This is a genomic window from Amycolatopsis sp. NPDC104863, assembly GCF_055582965.1.
The window spans coordinates 758,750-778,517 of sequence record NZ_JBVJOW010000001.1; the positions used below are offsets into that span (position 1 = coordinate 758,750).

The 19,768-nt window shown below is 74.3% G+C and carries 2 protein-coding genes; both read left to right on the plus strand.

Annotated features, from left to right (window positions below; genetic code table 11):
• Window positions 1-22: 22 nt before the first annotated feature.
• Window positions 23-11,038 (plus strand): SDR family NAD(P)-dependent oxidoreductase, encoded by an 11,016-nt coding sequence (locus ACZ63J_RS03350; protein WP_465399947.1) that lies wholly within the window; start codon window positions 23-25, stop codon window positions 11,036-11,038.
• 32 nt (window positions 11,039-11,070) lie between these two features.
• Window positions 11,071-19,767, plus strand: coding sequence for a type I polyketide synthase (locus tag ACZ63J_RS03355; protein ID WP_465399946.1), 8,697 nt, complete (start codon window positions 11,071-11,073; stop codon window positions 19,765-19,767).
• Window position 19,768: the final 1 nt, after the last annotated feature.

The window sequence follows — 19,768 nt, forward strand, 5'->3', positions numbered from 1 at the left end:
CGCCGCTAGGAGGACCACCGTCATGACCACCGACGAGCGGACGCTCGAGTACTTCAAGCGGCTGACCGCCGAGCTGCGCGAGACGCGGCGACGGCTGCAGGAGGCCGAGGACAGCGGCTCCGAGCCGCTGGCCGTGATCGGCATGGCCTGCCGGTACCCCGGCGGTGTCACCTCGCCGGAGGGACTGTGGGACCTGGTCGCCGAGGGCGGCGACGGCATCACGGCGTTCCCGGACAACCGTGGCTGGGACACCGAGGCGCTCTACCACCCGGACCCCGAGCACCGCGGGACCACCTACAGCAACCAGGGCGGGTTCCTGCACGACGCCGGTGAGTTCGACGCGGGCTTCTTCGGCATCTCGCCGCGGGAGGCCCTGGCGATGGACCCGCAGCAGCGGCTGCTGCTGGAGGTCACCTGGGAGGCGCTGGAGCGGGCGGGCCTGGACACGACGTCGCTGAAGGGCAGCGGCACCGGTGTGTTCGCCGGCGCGATGCGCAGCGAGTACGTGTCCGGGTTCGACGGGGTGTCCGAAGAGGTCGAAGGCTTCCTCGGCACCGGGTCGTCCAACAGCGTGCTGTCCGGCCGGATCTCCTACACCCTCGGCCTGGAGGGCCCGGCCGTCACGATCGACACGGCGTGCTCGTCGTCGCTGGTCGCGGTGCACCTGGCCGCGCACGCGCTGCGGTCGGGGGAGTGCTCGCTCGCCCTCGCCGGGGGCGTCACGGTGATGGCGACGCCGGAGACGTTCGTCGAGTTCTCCCGCCAGCGCGGCATGGCGCCGGACGGCCGGTGCAAGGCCTTCGCCCAGGGCTCCGACGGCACTGGCTGGTCCGAGGGCGCGGGCATGCTCCTGCTGGAGCGCTTGTCCGACGCCAAGCGCAACGGTCACCGCATCCTCGCGGTGATCCGCGGCTCGGCGGTCAACCAGGACGGCGCGTCCAACGGCCTCACCGCGCCCAACGGGCCTTCGCAGCAGCGGGTCATCCGCGCCGCGCTGGCCAACGCCAAGCTCACCGCCGCGGACGTCGACGCCGTCGAAGCCCACGGCACCGGCACCACCCTGGGTGACCCGATCGAGGCCCAGGCCCTGCTGGCCACCTACGGCCAGGAGCGCGACGAGCCGCTGTGGCTCGGCTCGATCAAGTCGAACATCGGCCACAGCCAGGCCGCGGCCGGCGCGGCCGGGCTCATCAAGATGATCGAGGCGATGCGCCACGGTGTGCTGCCCGCGACGCTGCACGTCGACGAGCCGACGTCGCACGTCGACTGGTCCGCCGGTGCGGTGCAGCTGGTCACCGAACGGCGGGAATGGCCGTCCGCCGAGCGTCCGCGCCGCGCGGGTGTCTCGTCCTTCGGGCTCAGTGGCACCAACGCGCACGTCATCCTGGAGCAGGCTCCCCCGCCCGAAGAGTCCGAAGAGGACCGGACCCCGCCCGCCGTCCAGCCGTGGCTGCTCTCGGCCCGCGGTCCGGCCGCGCTGCAGGGTGCGGCTCGGTCCCTGCTGTCCACTGTGGACGACGTCGACCCGCTCGACCTCGGCTGGTCGCTGGCCACCACACGCACTGCGCTGGAGACGCGGGCCGCCGTCGTCGGCCGCACGGCGGAAGACCTCAAGGCCGGGCTCACCGCCCTGGCCAACGGCGACCCCGCGCCGGGTGTTGTCACCGGTGAGCCGCTGCACGGGCGCACCGCGTTCCTGTTCTCCGGCATGGGCGCCCAGCGCTGTGGCATGGGCCGCGAACTGTACGACACGTTCCCCGCGTACCGTACGGCGTTCGACGAGGCCTGCGCGGCTCTGGACGCCCACCTCGACCGGCCGCTGGCCGACATCGTCTTCGGGGACGACCAGTCGCTGCTCGACCGGATGACCTACGCGCAGCCCGCGATGTTCGCCCTGCAGGTCGCGCTGTTCCGTCTCTACGAGTCCTGGGGCGCGCGCCCCGACTACGTCGTCGGCCACTCCGCCGGTGAGCTGGGCGCCGCGCACGTCGCCGGCGTCTGGAACCTCGCCGACGCCGCCCGGATGATCACCGCCCGCGGCCGTCTGATGGAGGCGCAGCCGCCGGGTGGCGCGATGATCGGCATCCAGGCCACCGAGGAGGAGGTCGCCGCCGAACTGACCGACGGCCTCGCCATCGGTGCCCTCAACGCGCCCGACTCGATCGTCATCTCCGGCGAGGAAGCCGTCGCCGAGGCCCTCGCGGCGAAGTTCGCCGAGCGCGGCCGCAAGACCAAGCGGCTCAACATCTCCCACGCGTCGCACTCCGCGCGGATGGACGGCATGCTCGCCGAGTTCGGCGCCATCGCCGACGAGATGACCTACCACGCGCCGTCGATCCCGGTGGTGTCCAACGTGACCGGTCGGCTCGCCGGCGCTGACGAAGTCACCGTCCCCGGCTACTGGCCGCGGCACGTCCGCCAGCCGGTCCGGTTTGCCGACGGCGTCCAGTTCCTGCGTGGCGAGGGCGTTTCCCGGTTCGTCGAGATCGGCCCCGACTCGGTGCTGGCCGGGATGGCCGCCCGGACGCTGCCGGCCGAGGGTGTGCTCGCCGTCCCGGTGCTGCGGCGCGACCGCGACGAGGCGCTGACCGCGATGTCCGTGCTGGCCGAGCTGCACGTCCGCGGCGCCCGCGTCGACTGGACGGCCTTCTACGCCGGGACCGGCGCCCGCACGATCGACCTGCCGACCTACGCCTTCCAGCGCGACATCTACTGGTTGCGCGGCAACCGCAGTGCCGGTGACCCGAGCGGGCTGGGCCTGGCCGACGCCGGGCACCCGCTGCTCGGCGCGTCCGTCACGCTGGCCGACGGCGCCGGGGTTGTGCTGACCGGCCGGATCTCGCCGTCCACCCACCCGTGGCTGACCGACCACGCCGTCGGCGGCATGGTCGTCGTGCCCGGCACCGCTTTGGTCGAGCTGGCCCTGCGCGCGGGGGACGAAGCCGGGTGCGCGCACCTGGAAGAGCTGACCCTGCGTGAGCCGATGGTCCTGGCCGGGGCCCTCGACGTCCAGGTCGCCGTCGCCGGGCCGGACGAGAGCGGCCGCCGCGCCGTGGCCGTCTACTCCCGCGCCGGCGAGGGCTCCTGGACGCTGCACGGCACCGGCACCCTCGCCCCGACGGCCCCGGCCGCCGGCTTCGACCTGACCGCGTGGCCGCCGCGTGACGCGACCCCGGTCGACCTCACCGACGTCTACCCGGCCTTCGCCGCCGCGGGCATGGAGTACGGCCCGACCTTCCGCGGTCTCACCCACGCCTGGCGCCTCGGCGACGAGATCTTCGCCGAGACCGCGCTGCCGGAGGACGCGGGCAAGGCCGATGTCGAGCGCTTCGGCCTGCACCCCGCCCTGCTCGACGCGGGCCTGCACGCGATCGGCCTGGTCACCGGCGGGGGCGGCGGCGCGCAGCTGCCGTTCCTCTGGCAGGACGTCGCCCTGCACGCGACCGGCGCGTCCCAGCTGCGGCTGCGCATCACGCGGGACGCGTCGGGCGCGGTCACCCTGCGCGCGGCCGACAGCACCGGTTCGCCCGTCGCCACGGTCGGCTCGCTGACCCTGCGCGAACTCACCGCGGGCCCGCTCACCGCGTCGACGCCGGGCCTGGACGCGCTGTGGCGCCTCGACTGGACGCCGCTGCCGACGCCCGCCGACCCCGAGCCGGTCGGCTGGTCCTTCCACGGCCGCCTCGGTGGCGGGGACGTGCCGCCGGTTGTCGTCCTGCCGGTGCTGACCGACCCGGACGACGCCGCCGAGAGCGCCCGGCTCGCCACCCGCGAGGTCCTGGCCGTCCTGCAGCAGTGGTCGACCGAAGACCGCTTCGCCGACGCCAAGCTGGTCATCGTCACCGCCGACGCCACCACCGGCCGTGTCGACCCGGCCGCCGCCGCGGTCTGGGGCCTCGGCCGCTCCGCGCAGAGCGAGCTGCCCGGCCGCGTGCTCCTGATCGACACCGAGACCGGCGATCTCTCCGACTCCGAGGTCGCCGCGGCCATCGCCACCGGCGAACCGCAGCTGACCCTGCGCGACGGCGTCTTCTCCGCGCTGCGCCTCGGCCCGCTGCCGGGCACGGACGAGCTGGTCCCGCCCGCCGAAACCGCGTGGCGGCTCGGCATGGCCGGTCGCGGCACCCTGGAGGAGCTGCGGCTGGAGCCGTGCCCGCAAGCCCTGGAACCCTTGGCGCCCGGGAACATCCGCGTCGCCGTCGGGGCTGCGGGCCTGAACTTCCGCGACGCGCTCAACGTGCTCGGCATGTTCGACGGCGAGCCCGGCCCGCTCGGCAACGAGGTGGCCGGGGTGGTCCTCGAGGTCGGGTCCGAAGTGGACGATCTCGCCCCCGGCGACCGCGTCATGGGGGTCGCGATCGGCGGCATCGGCACGATCACCACCGCCCAGCGGTCGATGTGCGCGCGGATCCCCGGCAGCTGGACCGACGAAGAAGCCGCGTCCGTGCCGCTCGTGTTCCTCACCGCCTACTTCGGACTGAAGGAGCTGGCCGGGCTGCAGCCGGGCGAGAGCGTGCTGATCCACGCCGGCGCCGGTGGTGTCGGCATGGCGGCCATCCAGATCGCGCGTCACCTCGGCGCCGAGGTCTACAGCACCGCGAGCCCCGCCAAGCAGCACATCCTGCGCGAGGCCGGGCTCGACGACGCCCACATCGCCAACTCCCGCACCCTCGACTTCGAGCAGCAGTTCCTCGCGACCAGCGAAGGCCGCGGTGTCGACGTTGTGCTCGACGCGCTCACCGGCGACTTCGTCGACGCGTCCCTGCGGCTGCTGCCGCGTGGCGGCCGGTTCCTCGAGATGGGCAAGGCGGGCCTGCGCGACCCCGACGAGGTCGCCGCGCAGCACACCGGCGTCCACTACCGGCCCTACGACCTCATCGAAGCCGGTCCGGAGCAGTTCTCCCGCATGTGGGCCGAGGTCCTCGAGCCGTTCGCGGCGGGGACGTTCGAGCCGCTGCCGCGTCGCGTCTGGGACGTTCGCCGCGCACCCGAGGCGTTCCGGCTGCTGAGCCAGGCCAAGCACATCGGCAAGCTGGTGCTGACCATCCCGAAGCGTCCCGACGGGACAGTCCTCATCACCGGCGGCACCGGCGGCCTCGGCGCGATGCTGTCGCGGCACCTGATCACCGAGCACGGCCTCCGCGACCTGGTGCTGACCAGCCGTCGCGGCCCGGACGCCCCGGGCGCGGCCGAGCTGGCCGAAGAGCTGACCGGGCTCGGCGGGAACGTCACCATCACCGCGTGCGACAGCTCCGACCGCGATGCCGTCGCCACGCTGCTCGCCGGGATCCCGAACCTGACCGGCGTCATCCACGCGGCCGGCGTCCTCGACGACGGCCCGATCGACACCCTGACCCCCGAGCGTCTCGACCGGGTCCTGTACCCGAAGGCCGACGCGGCCTGGCACCTGCACGAGCTGACCGCGGACCTGCCGCTGCGCTGGTTCGCCACGTTCTCCTCGGCCGCCGGTGTGCTCGGAAACCCGGGCCAGGGCAACTACGCCGCCGCCAACGCCTTCCTCGACGGCCTGGCCGCGCGCCGCCGCGCCGAGGGCAAGGCCGCGCAGTCCGTCGCGTGGGGCCTGTGGTCCGGCGGCATGCGCGGCGAGCTGGGTGACGCGGGCGAGGAACGCATGCGCCGCAGCGGGTTCCCGCCGATCGCGCCCGAAGAGGGCATGGCGATGTTCGACCGCGCCGTCTCCCTCGACCACGCCGTCCTGCTCGGCCTGAAGCTCGACCGCGCCACCGTGCGCGGCAGCGACGCGCCGATCTCACCGCTCATCCGGTCGCTGGTCGGCGGGTCCACCCGCGGCAAGGCCAAGACGGCGACGGCCGAGCAGGCGGGCGAGCTGCGTCGCAAGCTCACCGGCCTGCCCGGCGCGGAGCAGGACGAACTGCTGCTGGAGCTGGTGCGCCGCGAAGTCGCGCAGGTCCTCGGTCACGCGGACGCGGCGGGCATCGCCGCGACCCGCGCGTTCAACGAAATCGGGTTCGACTCGCTCACCGCGGTCGAGCTCCGCAACCGCCTCGGCGCCGCGACCGGCCTCCGGCTGCCCGCGACGCTCGTCTTCGACCACCCGACGCCCGCCGCGCTGAGCACGTTCCTGCGCGCCGAGCTGATCGGGACCGAGGAGCCGGCCCCGGCCGTGGTCGCCCCCAGCGCGGCCGGCGCCGGTTCCTCCCCGGACGACCCGATCGTCATCGTCGGCATGGGCTGCCGCTACCCGGGCGGCGTCACCTCGCCGAGCGAGCTGTGGCAGCTCGTCGCAGAAGCCCGTGACGGCGTCGGCGACTTCCCGACCGACCGTGACTGGCCCCTCGACTCCCTGTTCCACCCGGACCCCGACCACCGCGGCACGACGTACGCCTCCGAGGGCGCGTTCCTCTACAACGCGGGCGACTTCGACCCCGAGTTCTTCGGCATCTCACCGCGCGAAGCCCTCGCGATGGACCCGCAGCAGCGTCAGGTCCTGGAGACGGCGTGGGAGGCCTTGGAGCGGGCGGGTATCGACCCGTCCTCGCTGCGCGGCACCAGCACCGGGGTGTTCGCCGGCGCGCTGTCCAACGACTACGTCTCGCGGCTGAGCGCCATCCCCGAGCAGGTCGAGGGCTTCCTCGGCACGGCGTCGTTCAGCAGTGTCATCTCCGGGCGTGTCGCCTACGCGCTCGGCCTCGAAGGCCCCGCGGTGTCGGTGGACACGGCGTGCTCGTCGTCGCTGGTCGCCGTGCACCTCGCGGCCCAGTCGCTGCGGTCGGGGGAGTGCACGCTCGCCCTCGCCGGTGGTGTCAACGTGATGGCGTCACCGGACATGTTCGTCGAGTTCTCCCGCCAGCGCGGCCTCGCGCCGGACGGCCGCTGCAAGCCGTTCGCGGCCGCGGCCGACGGCACGAACTGGGCCGAAGGTGTCGGGATCCTCGTCCTGGAAAGGCTTTCCGACGCCCGCCGCCACGGTCACCACGTCCTGGCCGTCGTCGCCGGATCCGCGGTCAACCAGGACGGCGCGTCCAACGGCCTCACCGCCCCCAACGGCCCGTCGCAGCAGCGTGTCATTCGCGCGGCGCTGGCCAACGCGGGTGTCGAGGCGTCCACTGTGGACGTTGTCGAGGCGCACGGCACCGGGACGCCGCTGGGCGACCCGATCGAAGCCCAAGCCCTCCTGGCCACCTACGGCCAGGGCCGCGAGCGGCCGCTGCTGCTCGGCTCGGTGAAATCCAACATCGGCCACACGCAGGCCGCGGCGGGGGTCGCCGGGATCATCAAGATGGTCGAGGCCATGCGCCAGGGGGTTGTCCCGGCGAGCCTGCACCTCGACGAGCCGACCCCGCACGTCGACTGGGAAGCCGGTGAGATCACACTCCTCGGCACGCAGGAGCAGTGGCCGGAGACCGGACGCCCGCGTCGCGCCGGGGTGTCGTCGTTCGGCATCAGCGGCACCAACGCCCACGTCATCCTCGAACAGGCGCCGGCCGCGGCCGAGCCAGAGCCGACGCAGCCGCTGCCCGTGGCCGCGTACCCGATCTCGGGCCGCACCCCGGCCGCGCTCGCCGCGCAGGCTTCGCGCCTGCTGTCCACTGTGGACAACCCGGCGGACGTCGGCTTCTCGCTGGCCACCACCCGCACGCACCACGCTCACCGCGCGGTGGTTGTCGGCGACCCGGCCGCCGGGCTGCAGGCGCTGGCCGCCGGCGGGACGTCGGCGCACCTGGTGACCGGCGAGACCGCGCCGGGCCGCCTGGCCTTCCTCTTCACCGGCCAGGGCTCCCAGCGGGCCGGGATGGGCCGCGGCCTGTACGCCGCGTTCCCGGCGTTCGCGGCGGCCTACGACGAGATCGCCGAACTGCTCCCGGCCGTGCGCGACGTCAACGACGCCGTCGCGCTCGGCCGGACCGGGCTCGCCCAGCCCGCCATCTTCGCCCTCGAAGTCGCCCTCTTCCGGCTCTACGAGTCGTGGGGTGTGCGGCCGGCGTTTGTCGCCGGGCACTCGATCGGCGAGATCGCCGCGGCGCACGTCACCGGGGTGCTGACCCTGGCGGACGCGGCCAAGCTGATCGAGGCCCGCGGCCGCCTGATGGAGGCGCTGCCCGAGGGCGGCGCGATGGTCGCGGTGCAGGCGTCCGAAGAGGAGGTCGCCGAGTTCACCGACGTGAGCATCGCCGCGATCAACGGCCCGCAGGCCGTGGTGCTTTCGGGTGCCGAGGAGCCGGTGCTGGCCGCCGCGGCGGCGTTGGAAGCGCGGGGCCGCAAGATCAAGCGCCTCGACGTCTCGCACGCCTTCCACTCGGCGCTGATGGACCCGATGCTCGACGACTTCGCCGCCGTCGCCGGTCAGCTGACCTACGCCGAGCCGTCGATCCCGGTGGTGTCCTCGGGCACCGATCTGACCGACCCGGCGCACTGGGTCCGGCACGTCCGCGAGCCGGTCCGGTTCGCCGACGCCGTCGCGACCCTGAAGGCCGAAGGTGTGACGACGTTCCTGGAGATCGGCCCGGACGCCGTGCTGTCGGCCCTGGCCGCGGACGCGGGCACGGCCGTCCCCGCCCTGCGCGCGGACCACGACGAGCCGGCCACGGCCGTCACGGCGTTGGCGCGGCTGCACGTCGTCGGCGTCGACGTCGACTGGACGGCGTTCTACGCTCCCGCCCGGCCCCAGGTGATCGACCTGCCGACCTACGCCTTCCAGCACGAGCGGTTCTGGCTGCGCGAGCCCGCCGTGGCCCGTGCCGCCGGCGGTCTCGGCCACCCGGTGCTGGCCGGCGCGGTCACCTCGGCCGGGGACGGTTCGGTGCTGTGCACCGGCGTCCTGCCCGCCGAGCCGTCGGACACGCTGCTCGTCGAGCTGGCCATCCGCGCCGGTGACGAGGTCGGCGCGGGCACCATCGCCGAGCTGGCCGTCGAGGCTCCGCTGGCCGGGGACCGCGAGGTCCAGGTCGCCGTCGGACCCGAAGCCGACGGCCGCCGTCCGGTCTCGATCCACACCCGCGGCGGCCGGGACTGGCAGCGGCACGCCACCGGCTTCCTGGTCGGCACTCCCGCCCCGGCGCCGGTCGCCGACGGCCCGCTCACCGAGCTGACCGTGCCCGGCGCGTCCGACGACACCGCCCAGCTCTACGGCTTGCACCCCGAACTGCTGGACCCGCTGCTGGCCGAGCACGGCTGGCCCGCCGGCTGGCGGAACGTCACCCTGCACGCCACCGGCGCCACCACGGTCCGGGCTCGGGTGGAGAACGGCAAGCTGGCCGTCTTCGACGTCTCCGGCGAGCCGGTCCTGTCCGCCGAGATCACCTTCGGCGAACGCCCGGCCGTCGCGGGCTCCGAGCAGGAGCACCTGCACCGGCTGGCCTGGACGCCGGTCGCGCTCGGCACCGCCGAGACGACGTGGACGCGTCGCGAAGACCTCGGTGACGAGGTCCCGGACGCGGTCGTGCTGGAAGTGTCCGAGTCGGACGGTGACCTCGCCGGAGTGCTGACCGCCGTGCAGGAATGGCTCACCGAGCCGAAGTTCGCCGAAAGCCGTCTGGTCGTGCTGACCGCCGGGGCGACCGGGCTGTCCGAAGAGGACGGTGCCGACCCGGCCGCGGCGGCCGTCTGGGGTCTGGTGCGCTCGGCGCAGTCGGAGCACCCGGACCGGTTCGTCCTGGTCGACGGCGACGGCGACACGACGGCCCTGGGCCGCGCGCTCGCCACCGGCGAAGGCCAGCTGCTGCTGCGGGACGGCCAGGCGTACGCGCCGAAGCTGGCCACCGTCAGCGGTCCGGTCATTGAAGCGCCCGAACTGGCCGGCGGCACCGTGCTCGTCACGGGCGGCACCGGCGGGCTCGGCGCCCAAATCGCCCGGCACCTCGTGCGGAACCACGGCGTCACCGACCTGGTGCTCACCAGCCGTCGTGGGCTCGACGCGCCCGGCGCGGCCGAGCTGGCCGACGAACTCGGCGCCCGGGTCGTGGCCTGCGACGTCGCCGACCGTGGCGCCCTGGAAGCCCTGCTCGCCGGGATTCCGCGCCTGACCGGCGTGGTGCACGCGGCCGGCGTCCTCGACGACGGTCTGGTCGAAGCCCAGACGCCGGAGCGGCTCGACGGCGTCTTCGCGCCCAAGGCCGGGGCCGCTTGGCACCTGCACGAGCTGACCAAGGGCCACGAACTCGCCGCGTTTGTCCTGTTCTCCTCGGCTGCCGGGGTCCTCGGCAACGCCGGGCAGGCCAACTACGCGGCGGCGAACGCGTTCCTCGACGGACTGGCCGTGCACCGGCGGGCTCTCGGCCTGCCGGCCCGGTCGCTGGCCTGGGGCCGCTGGGCCGACGGCATGGGCGGCGCGCTCGACACCGCGGCCGCGCAACGGCTCAGCCGCACCGGTTTCCCCGCGCTGTTGCTCGACGAAGGCCTCGCGCTGTTCGACCGGGCGCTCACCACCGACGTCGCCTCGCAGGTGCCGGTCAAGCTGGACCGGACCGCGCTCGCCGCGGCCGCCGGGGCCGGGCTGCTGCCGCCGGTGCTGCGGGACCTGGTGCCCGCGGTGCGGCGCCGGGCCGCGGCCGCCGACGCCGGGGAGCTGCGGCGCAAGCTCGCCGGCCAGGCCGGGTCCGAGCAGGAGCGCACGCTGCTCGACCTGGTCCGCGGGCACGCCGCGACCGTGCTCGGGCACACGACCCCGGCCGCGATCGCCCCGGCGCGTGGCTTCCTCGACCTGGGCTTCGACTCGCTGACCGCGGTCGAGTTCCGGGCCGCGCTGGCCGCCGCGACCGGGCTGAGCCTGCCCACGACCGTCGTGTTCGACTACCCGGCGCCCGACGCGCTGGCCAAGTACCTGCAGGCCGAGCTCGCCCCCGAGACCGGCCCCGGGGCCGCGGTGACCGAGCAGATCACCCGGCTCGAAGCCCTCCTCGACGGCGCCGACCCCGCCGACGCGGAGATCGACAACCGGCTGAAGCGGCTGGTGTCGGCGTGGGCGGCGAAGAAGCCCGCGCTCGCCACCGCCGACCTCGAAGCCGCGTCCCCGGACGACCTCCTCGCGCTGATCGACGACGAGTTCGGCCCGCGCTGACCCGCCCTCCAGCCCCTCGGGAGCCGTGACCCATGCCTTCGGAAGAGCAGTACGTCGACTACCTCAAGCGGATGGCGGCCGACCTGCGTGAGAGCCGCCGCGAGCTGGCGGACGCGCGGGAGAAGGAGACCGAGCCCGTCGCGATCGTCGCGATGAGCTGCCGGTTCCCCGGCGGGGTCCGCACCCCGGACCAGCTGTGGGACGTGGTCGACGGCGGTGTCGACGCGATCTCGCCGTGGCCGGCGGACCGCGGCTGGGACACCGACGCGATCCACGACCTCGACGCGTCCAAGCCGGGCACCAGCTACGTCCGCGAGGGCGGGTTCCTGCACGACGCGGCCGAGTTCGACGCCGAGCTGTTCGGCATCTCGCCGCGTGAGGCGGAGGCGACCGACCCCCAGCAGCGGCTGCTGCTGGAGACGGCGTGGGAGGCGGTCGAGCGGGCCGGCATCAACCCGGCGTCGCTCAAGGGCAGCGCGACCGGTGTGTTCGCGGGCGTCGGCTTCACCGACTACGCGTCGCGGCTGACGGCGCTGCCGGAGGAACACGAGGGCTACCTCGGCATCGGGACCTCGGGCTCGGTGGTCTCGGGCCGCGTGTCGTACGCGCTCGGCCTGGAGGGGCCGTCGGTGTCGATCGACACGGCGTGCTCGTCGTCCCTGGTCGCTCTGCACCTCGCCGCCCGCGCGCTGCGGTCGGGGGAGTGCACCCTGGCGCTGGCCGGCGGTGTCACCGTGATGGCGACGCCCGGGGCGTTTGTCGAGTTCTCCCGGCAGCGTGGCCTCGCGCCGGACGGCCGCTGCAAGCCGTTCGCGGCCGCGGCCGACGGCACGAACTGGGCCGAGGGCGCCGGGATGCTCGTCCTGGAACGGCTTTCCGACGCCCGGCGCAACGGTCACCCGGTGCTGGCGCTGGTCCGCGGTAGCGCGGTCAACTCCGACGGCGCGTCCAGTGGTCTCACCGCGCCGAACGGTCCCTCGCAGCAGCGGGTGATCCGGTCGGCGCTGGCGAACGCCGGACTGTCCACTTCGGACGTCGACATGGTCGAAGCGCACGGCACCGGCACCGCCCTTGGTGACCCGATCGAGGCGCAGGCCCTGCTCGCCACCTACGGCCGGGACCGCGAGACGCCGTTGTGGCTCGGGTCGGTGAAGTCCAACATCGGGCACACCCAGGCCGCGGCGGGCATCGCCGGGATCGTCAAGGTCGTCGAGGCGATGCGGCACGGCGTCCTGCCTGCGACGCTGCACGTCGACAAGCCGTCGCCGCACGTCGACTGGTCCGCCGGGGCGGTCGAAGTCCTGTCCTCGCGCCGGGAGTGGCCGACGGCCGACCGGCCGCGCCGCGCGGGGGTGTCGTCGTTCGGGATCAGCGGGACCAACGCGCACGTGATCCTGGAGCAGCCGGTCGACGAGCCCGCTTCGGAGCGTGAGGTTTTTGCGCCGCCGGTGGTTCCGTATGTCCTTTCGGGAGCTTCTCCCGCGGCGGTGAAGGCGCAGGCCGCCGCTTTGCTGTCCACTGTGGATGAATCGGGGGCGGAGCCGGTTGACGTCGCGCTCTCGCTCGTCGCCGGCCGGGCCGCGCTGGAGCACCGGGCGGTGGTCACCGGCACGAACCGCGGCGAACTCGCGGCGGGCCTGCGAGCGCTGGCCGCCGGCGAGGCGGCGACCACCAACGGCAGCGACACCGGCGGCCGCCTGGCCGTCCTGTTCACCGGCCAGGGGGCGCAGCGGCTCGGCATGGGCCGCCGCCTCCACGAGGTCTTCCCGGCGTTCGCCTCGGCGTTCGACGAGATCTGCGCGCACCTGCCCGGCGTCCGTGACGTCGTCTTCGGCGCCGACGCCGCCCGTCTCGACCGGACGGAGTTCGCGCAGCCCGCGCTGTTCGCCTTCGAGGTCGCGCTCTACCGGCTGGTGACGTCCTGGGGTGTCACGCCGGACTTCCTGGCCGGGCACTCGATCGGCGAGCTGGCTGCCGCGCACGTCGCCGGGGTGCTGTCCCTGGCGGACGCGGCGAAGCTGGTGCTCGCTCGCGGTCGTCTCATGCAGGCGCTGCCCGAGGGGGGCGCGATGCTCGCCCTCGAAGCCACCGAAGACGAGGTCCGCCCGCACCTGTCCGACGAAGTTGCGCTCGCCGCCGTCAACGGCCCGCGTGCGGTGGTCCTGTCCGGGGCCGAAGCCGCGACCCTGGCTGTCGCCGAGAAGTTCCCCGGCCGCCGTTCGACGCGGCTCTCGGTGTCGCACGCGTTCCACTCGGCGCTGATGGAGCCGATGCTCGCCGAGTTCACCGCGGTCGCGCGGACTTTGGCCTTCCATGAGCCGACGATCCCCGTCGTCTCGACGCTGACCGGCGAGCCCACCGACCGGCTGACCGACCCGGCCTACTGGGCCGAGCACGTCCGCGGCACCGTCCGGTTCGCCGACGCCGTCGAGACCCTGCACGCCCAGGGCGCGACGACGTTCCTCGAGGTCGGCCCGGACGCCGCGCTCACCCCGATGGGCCGTTCGGTGCGGCCGGACGACGCCGTCTTCGCCGCGGCCCAGCGCAAGGACCGCGACCAGGCGCAGACCCTCGTCACCGCGCTCGGTCAGCTGCACGCTCACGGCGCGCGCGTCGACTGGGCCGCCTACCTCTCCGGCAGCGGCGCCCGCCGTGTCGACCTGCCGACGTACCCGTTCCAGCGCAAGCGCTTCTGGCTGGAGGACCCGGGCACGCAGATGGTCGCCGCCGAGGACGGCCGGTTCTGGTCGGTTGTCGAGAGCGGTGATCTCGGCGAGTTCGCCGCCGAGCTGAAGCTGTCCGATGTGGACGCTCCACTCGGGACGGTCCTGCCCGCACTGACCCGTTACCGCCGCGCCCGCTCGCTGTCCGCCGAGGCCGACTCGCTCGCGTACCACGTCCGCTGGCAGCCGTTCACACCTGCTGCGTCGACTGCGCCGGGCCGCTGGCTGCTCGTCACGGCGCCCGGCGAGCACCCCTGGATCGACGCGGCCGCCAACGCCCTGGGCGACGTAGAGCGCCTGGTCGTCGAGCGCCCCGACCACGTCGAGCTGCCCGACGAGCACTTCGACGGCATCCTCTCCCTGCTGGCCCTCGACGAGACCGAGACCGACGGCCTGTCCTTCGGCGCCGAGGCCACGATGACCCTGGTCCAGGCACTGGCGGCGCGTGATCCGCAGGGTCCGCTGTGGACGCTGACCCGCGGCGCCGTCTCGACCGGCCCGGACGACGCGCCCGACGCGCCGGCCCAGGCCCAGCTGTGGGGCTTCGGCCGCGCCGCCGCCCTGGAGAACCCGCAGGGCTGGGGCGGCCTCGTCGACGTCCCGGCCGAGCCGGCGGAGCGGGCCGTCGCGCTGCTGCGCGACGTCATCACCGGCCCGCGTGGGGAGGACCAGGTCGCCGTCCGCGCGTCCGGTGCCTTAGGCCGTCGTCTTGCGCACGCCGAGGTCGGCGAGCCGAAACGCTCGTGGCAGCCGCGTGGCACCGTGCTCGTCACCGGCGGTACCGGTGGCCTGGGCGGGGTTGTCACGCGCTGGCTGCTCGACCACGGCGCCGAGCACGTGGTTCTCGTGTCCCGCCAAGGTCTGGACGCGGCCGGCGCGAAGGAGCTCGCCGGGGACCGCGTGACGATCGCCGCCTGCGACGTCGCCGACCGCGACGCCCTGGCCGCCGTGATCGAGCCGATCCGCGATGACTTGCGCGCGGTGTTCCACCTCGCCGGTGTCCTCGAACTCGGCCTGGTCGAGTCGATGGACCGCGAGCGTTACGCGAACGTCCTGCGCCCGAAGGTCGCCGGAACGCGCAACCTCGAAGAGCTGACCGACGGCCTCGACCTCGACGCGTTTGTGCTGTTCTCGTCGATCGCCGCGTCCATCGGCAACGCCGTCCAGAGTGCCTACGGCGCCGCGAACGCGCACCTGGAAGCCGTCGCCCAGCGGCGGCGGGCGCAGGGGCTGCCCGCGACGTCGATCGCGTGGGGACGCTGGGGTCAGGTCGGCATGGGGGTCGGTGCGGACCTCGACGAGCTGCTGAGCGGCCTGGGTGTCCCGGCGATGGCGCCGGAGACCGGGCTGGTCGCGCTCGGGCACGCGCTGGACCGCGACGAGACCGCGCTGACCGTCGCCGAGCTGAACTGGGAGAAGTTCGCGCCGCCGTTCGCCGCGCTGCGGCCGAGCCCGCTGCTGGCCGACCTGCCCGAGGTCGTCGCGATCGCCGAGGCCGAGGCGGCTCGCGCCGAAGAAGGCGCGGAGGCCGCGGAAGCATGGCGGACCCGGCTCGCGGGATTGCCCGAGGCTGAACGCGAGCGCGTCGTCACGGAGCTGGTGCTGACCCACACCGCGGCGGTGCTCGGGCACACCGACGGCGTGCCGGCCGGGCAGCAGTTCACCAAGCTCGGTATCGACTCGCTGACCGCGATCGAGCTGCGCGGCCGGATCAACACCGAGACCGGGCTGGGGCTGCCGCCCACGATGGTGTTCGACCACGCCACCCCGGCCGCGCTGGCCGCGCACCTGCTGGCGTCGCTCGCGCCCGGTGCCCGGGACGACCGGCCGGTGGTGACCGGCCAGGCCGCCGCCGCGGGGCAGGACGTCGCCGTCGTCGGGCTGTCGTGCCGGTTCGCCGGCGGCAGTGACACGCCCGAGCAGTTCTGGACGAACCTCGTCGAGGGCAAGGACCTGGTGCGCGAGGTGCCGCCGGACCGCTGGACGGCCGCCGACTACTACGACCCCGACCGCACCGCGCCCGGCAAGGCGTACACGCAGCAGGGCGCGTTCGTCTCCGACCTCGCCGGCTGGGACGCCGGGTTCTTCGGCCTCTCGCCGCAGGAGGCGCGGCGGCTCGACCCGTCGTTCCGGCTGCTCATGGAGCTGGTCTGGGAAGGCCTGGAGGACGCCGGCCTGACCGCCGAGGAGCTGCGCGGCAGCCGCACCGGCGTGTTCGCCGGGCTGATCGACACGATGCAGTACAGCATGCGGCAGCTGGAGGCCGACGGCATCGACGCGGCCGACGACCCGTACTTCGGCCTCGGCAGCTCGCTGTCCGCGGCCGCCGGGCGCATCGCGCACCTGCTGGACCTGCGCGGCCCGTGCCTGACGGTCGACACGGCGTGCTCGTCGGCGCTGAGTGCGGCGCACCTGGCCGTGCAGAGCCTGCGCCGGGGCGAGTGCGACATCGCGATCGTCGGCGCGACGTCCGCGATGATCAACCCGGACGTGTTCATCCAGTCCTGCAAGATGAGCATGCTCGCGGCGGACGGCCGCACGAAGACGTTCGACGAGACCGCCGACGGTTACGTCATCGGCGAAGGCGGCGGGGTCGTGGTGCTGCGCCGCGCGGCCGACGCCGGCCGCGCCCGCGCGATCATCCGCGGCTCGGCGACCAACCAGGACGGCCGCAGCAACGGCCTCACCGCGCCCAACCGCGCGGCCCAGAACGCGGTCATCCGCGCGGCGCTGGCCGACGCCGGGGTGACGCCGGACGAGATCGGGTTCGTCGAGGCGCACGGGTCCGGCACGCAGCTGGGTGACGCGATCGAGTTCACGGCGTTGAAGGAGATCTTCGCCGAGCGGTCGGCTCCGGAGCCTTTGTTCGTGGGCGCGGTGAAGTCCAACGTCGGGCACACGCTCGCCGCGGCGGGGATGGCGGGGCTGATCAAGACCGTGCTGTCGCTGGAGAACGCGACCTTGCCGGGGAACCTGCACATGAGCACGCCGAACTCCGTGGTGACGGTGGACGGGCCGGTGCGTCCGGTGCCGGGTTCGCGCCCCTTCCCGGCCAACGCCGCCGGGGTGCTGCGGGCCGGGGTGAGCTCGTTCGGCTGGTCGGGATCGAACGTCCACTTCGTCCTCGACGCGGCCGCACCCGCTCCGGCGCCGGTGTCCGGTCCGGAGTGGCAGCTGCTGACCGTCTCCGGGCAGGGGGAGGCCGGGTTGCGCGCGAACGCTTCGGCGTTGGCGGACCACCTTTCCGGGCACCCGGAGCTCGAGCTGGCCGACGTCGCCTTCACGACGCAGGCCGGGCGCAGTGCGTTGCCGCTGCGCAAGGCGGTGCTGGTGCGTGACACCGCCGAGGCGATCACCGCGCTGCGCGAGGTGAACGGCGGCTCGGCGGTGACCGACCGGCGCCGGTTCGGGCTGCTGCTGCCCGGGACGCACGGAACGTGGTCGGACGAGCTGTACCGCACGGAACCGGCCTTCCAGGCGGCGATCGACGAGGTCGCGACGGTGAAGGACCTCTCGACGGACGAGCGGGCTGCGACCTTCGCGGCCGAGTACGCCCTCACCCGGCTGCTCGCCGCCTGGGGCCTTGAACCCGCCGTCATCCTGGGCCGCGGCACCGGCGAGCACGTCGCCGCCGTCGCCGGCGGGCTGTTCACCCTCGCCGACGGCCTCGACCTCGCCCTCGGCGGAGCCGTTCCGGCCGCCGAAGCCCCCAGGATCCCCGTCATCTCCCCGCGCACCGGGGAGCTCCTCACCGCCGCCGAAGCCGCCGACCCCGCCCACTGGCGCATCTCCGACGACCGTTTCGAGGACGGCCTGCTCGCCCTCGCCCGCTACGCCGAAGTCCTCGTCGAGGCCGGGCTCGGCGACGCCGGGGCCGAAGCCGCCGGTCGCTACCTCTCGCAGACGCCGGCCGTCTCGCTGCAGCCGCAGCCCGGCCGCGAAGCCTGGCTCACCGCGCTCGGCGCCCTCTGGGAGCACGGCGTCCCGGTCACCTGGCCGGACACGGACCGCCAGCTCGTCCGCCTGCCTGCCTACCGTTTCCAGCGCATCCGCTACTGGCCCGAGGTCGAGTCGCGCGGCAGCGGCTGGTCCATGACCCAGATGACCGCGGGCCAGGCCACCGCCGAACCCGCCGCCCCGGTCAAGGACGGCCTCGCCGCCCACACGCCGACGTGGCGCCGCGACAGCACCCGCCGCGTCCCCGCCACCCCGGGGGAGATCATCCTGTTCGGCACCCTCGACGGCTTCGAGGCCGCCGCCGAAGCCGCCGGGCACGACGTCACGCGGGCCGGGATCGAGCCGTCCGATGTGGACGGTTACCGCCGGGTGCTCGCCCAGGCGAAGGGAGATGGGCCGCTGCGGATCGTGCACACCCACGGCCTCACCGGCACCGACCTCGAAGCCGGCTTCTACAGCCTGATGTGGCTCGGCAAGGCCATCGGCGCCGAGACAAACGGCCGCCGTGTCGAACTGCTCTCCCTCGGCCGGGGCGGGTACGACGTCCTCGGCGGGGACGCCACCGACCCGTTCGCGCCGACCATCGCCGCCATGACCGACGCCATCGCCGCCGAATACCCCCTGGTCCGCGCCCAGTACGCCGACCTCGACGGCGACACCGCCACCCAGGCGCTGCACGAGCTCGATCTCCTCGCCGCGTCCACAGTGGACACCGTCGACGGCGTCGCGGTCGCGGCCTGGCGCCGCGGGCGGCGGTGGCTGCGCGACTACGACGTCGTCCAGCTGCCCGAGGTCGACGACGCGAGCGCGTGGAAACCCGGCGGCACCTACCTCGTCACCGGTGGCCTCGGGGTACTCGGGCTCGCGCTGGCCCGGCGGCTCGCGCCGCTCGGGGTCAACCTGGCGCTGGCGGGACGCACCGCGCTGCCGCCCGAGGACACCTGGGACGACTGGATCCGCGAGCACGGCGTCGACGACCGCACGAGCACCGTGCTGCTGGCCGTCCGCGACCTGCGGGCCCTCGGCGCCGACGTGCTCACCGTGAAAGCCGACGTCAGCGTCCCCGGTGAGGCCGCCGCGCTGCTGGCCGAGGTCCGCGGCTACTTCGGTGGCCTGGACGGCGTGATCCACGCGGCGGGCATCGCCGGTGGTGGCCTGCTGCAGAACAAGACCCGCGAGCAGGCGGCCGCCGTCCTCGCCCCGAAGATCGACGGCACCCTCGCCCTGGCCGAAGCGCTGCGCGTCGACCCGGTCGAGCTGCTGGTCCTGTACTCCTCGACGGTCACCCTGACCGTCGGGGTCGGCGAGACCGACTACTCCGCGGCCAATGCCTTCCTCGACGGCTTCGCCGCCGTCGAGTCGGCCTCCGGCAAGGCGGCCGAGCGGGTCGTGTCGGTGGCGTGGGGCCCGTGGCAGCTGGACGCGTGGACCTCGGCCGGGCTGTCCGGCTCGGCGGAGGCGCAGGAAGGCTCCAAGCGGTTCCGCGAGGAGTTCGGCATCGGCGCCGAAGAAGGCACCGAGCTGCTCTCGCGGATCGTCGCCTCCGGCGAGTCCCAGGTCACGGTGCTGCCGCTGCCGCTGACCGACGTCCTCGCCGCCCTGGCCCGGATGGGCTCGGTCGACGCGCTGGTCGGCGCCGACGCCGCGGTCCCCTCCGGCGAGCGCTACCCGCGCCCCGACCTGCGCACCGCGCTGGTCGCGCCGCGGACACCCGCCGAGGAACGCGTCGCCGCCGCGTGGTGTGACTGCCTCGGCCTGGAAGAGGTCGGCGTGCACGACCCGTTCTTCGACCTCGGCGGCACCTCGCTGATCGGCCTGGTGCTGATCGGCCGCGTCGCCAAGGAGTTCGGCGTCGAGCTCGCCCCGGCCAGCCTGTTCGAGAAACCGACCATCGCGGAGTTCGTCACGCTGCTCGGCGAGCCGGACGCGGCCCCCGCGGCCGGGGCCGCCGCGCCCGCCGAAGCCGCCGAAGACGTCGCCGCGCGCGGCGAGCGCCGCCGCGCCCGCGCCGCGAACCTCCGCAAACGCCCGAGCCGGACCGGAAGGTAGA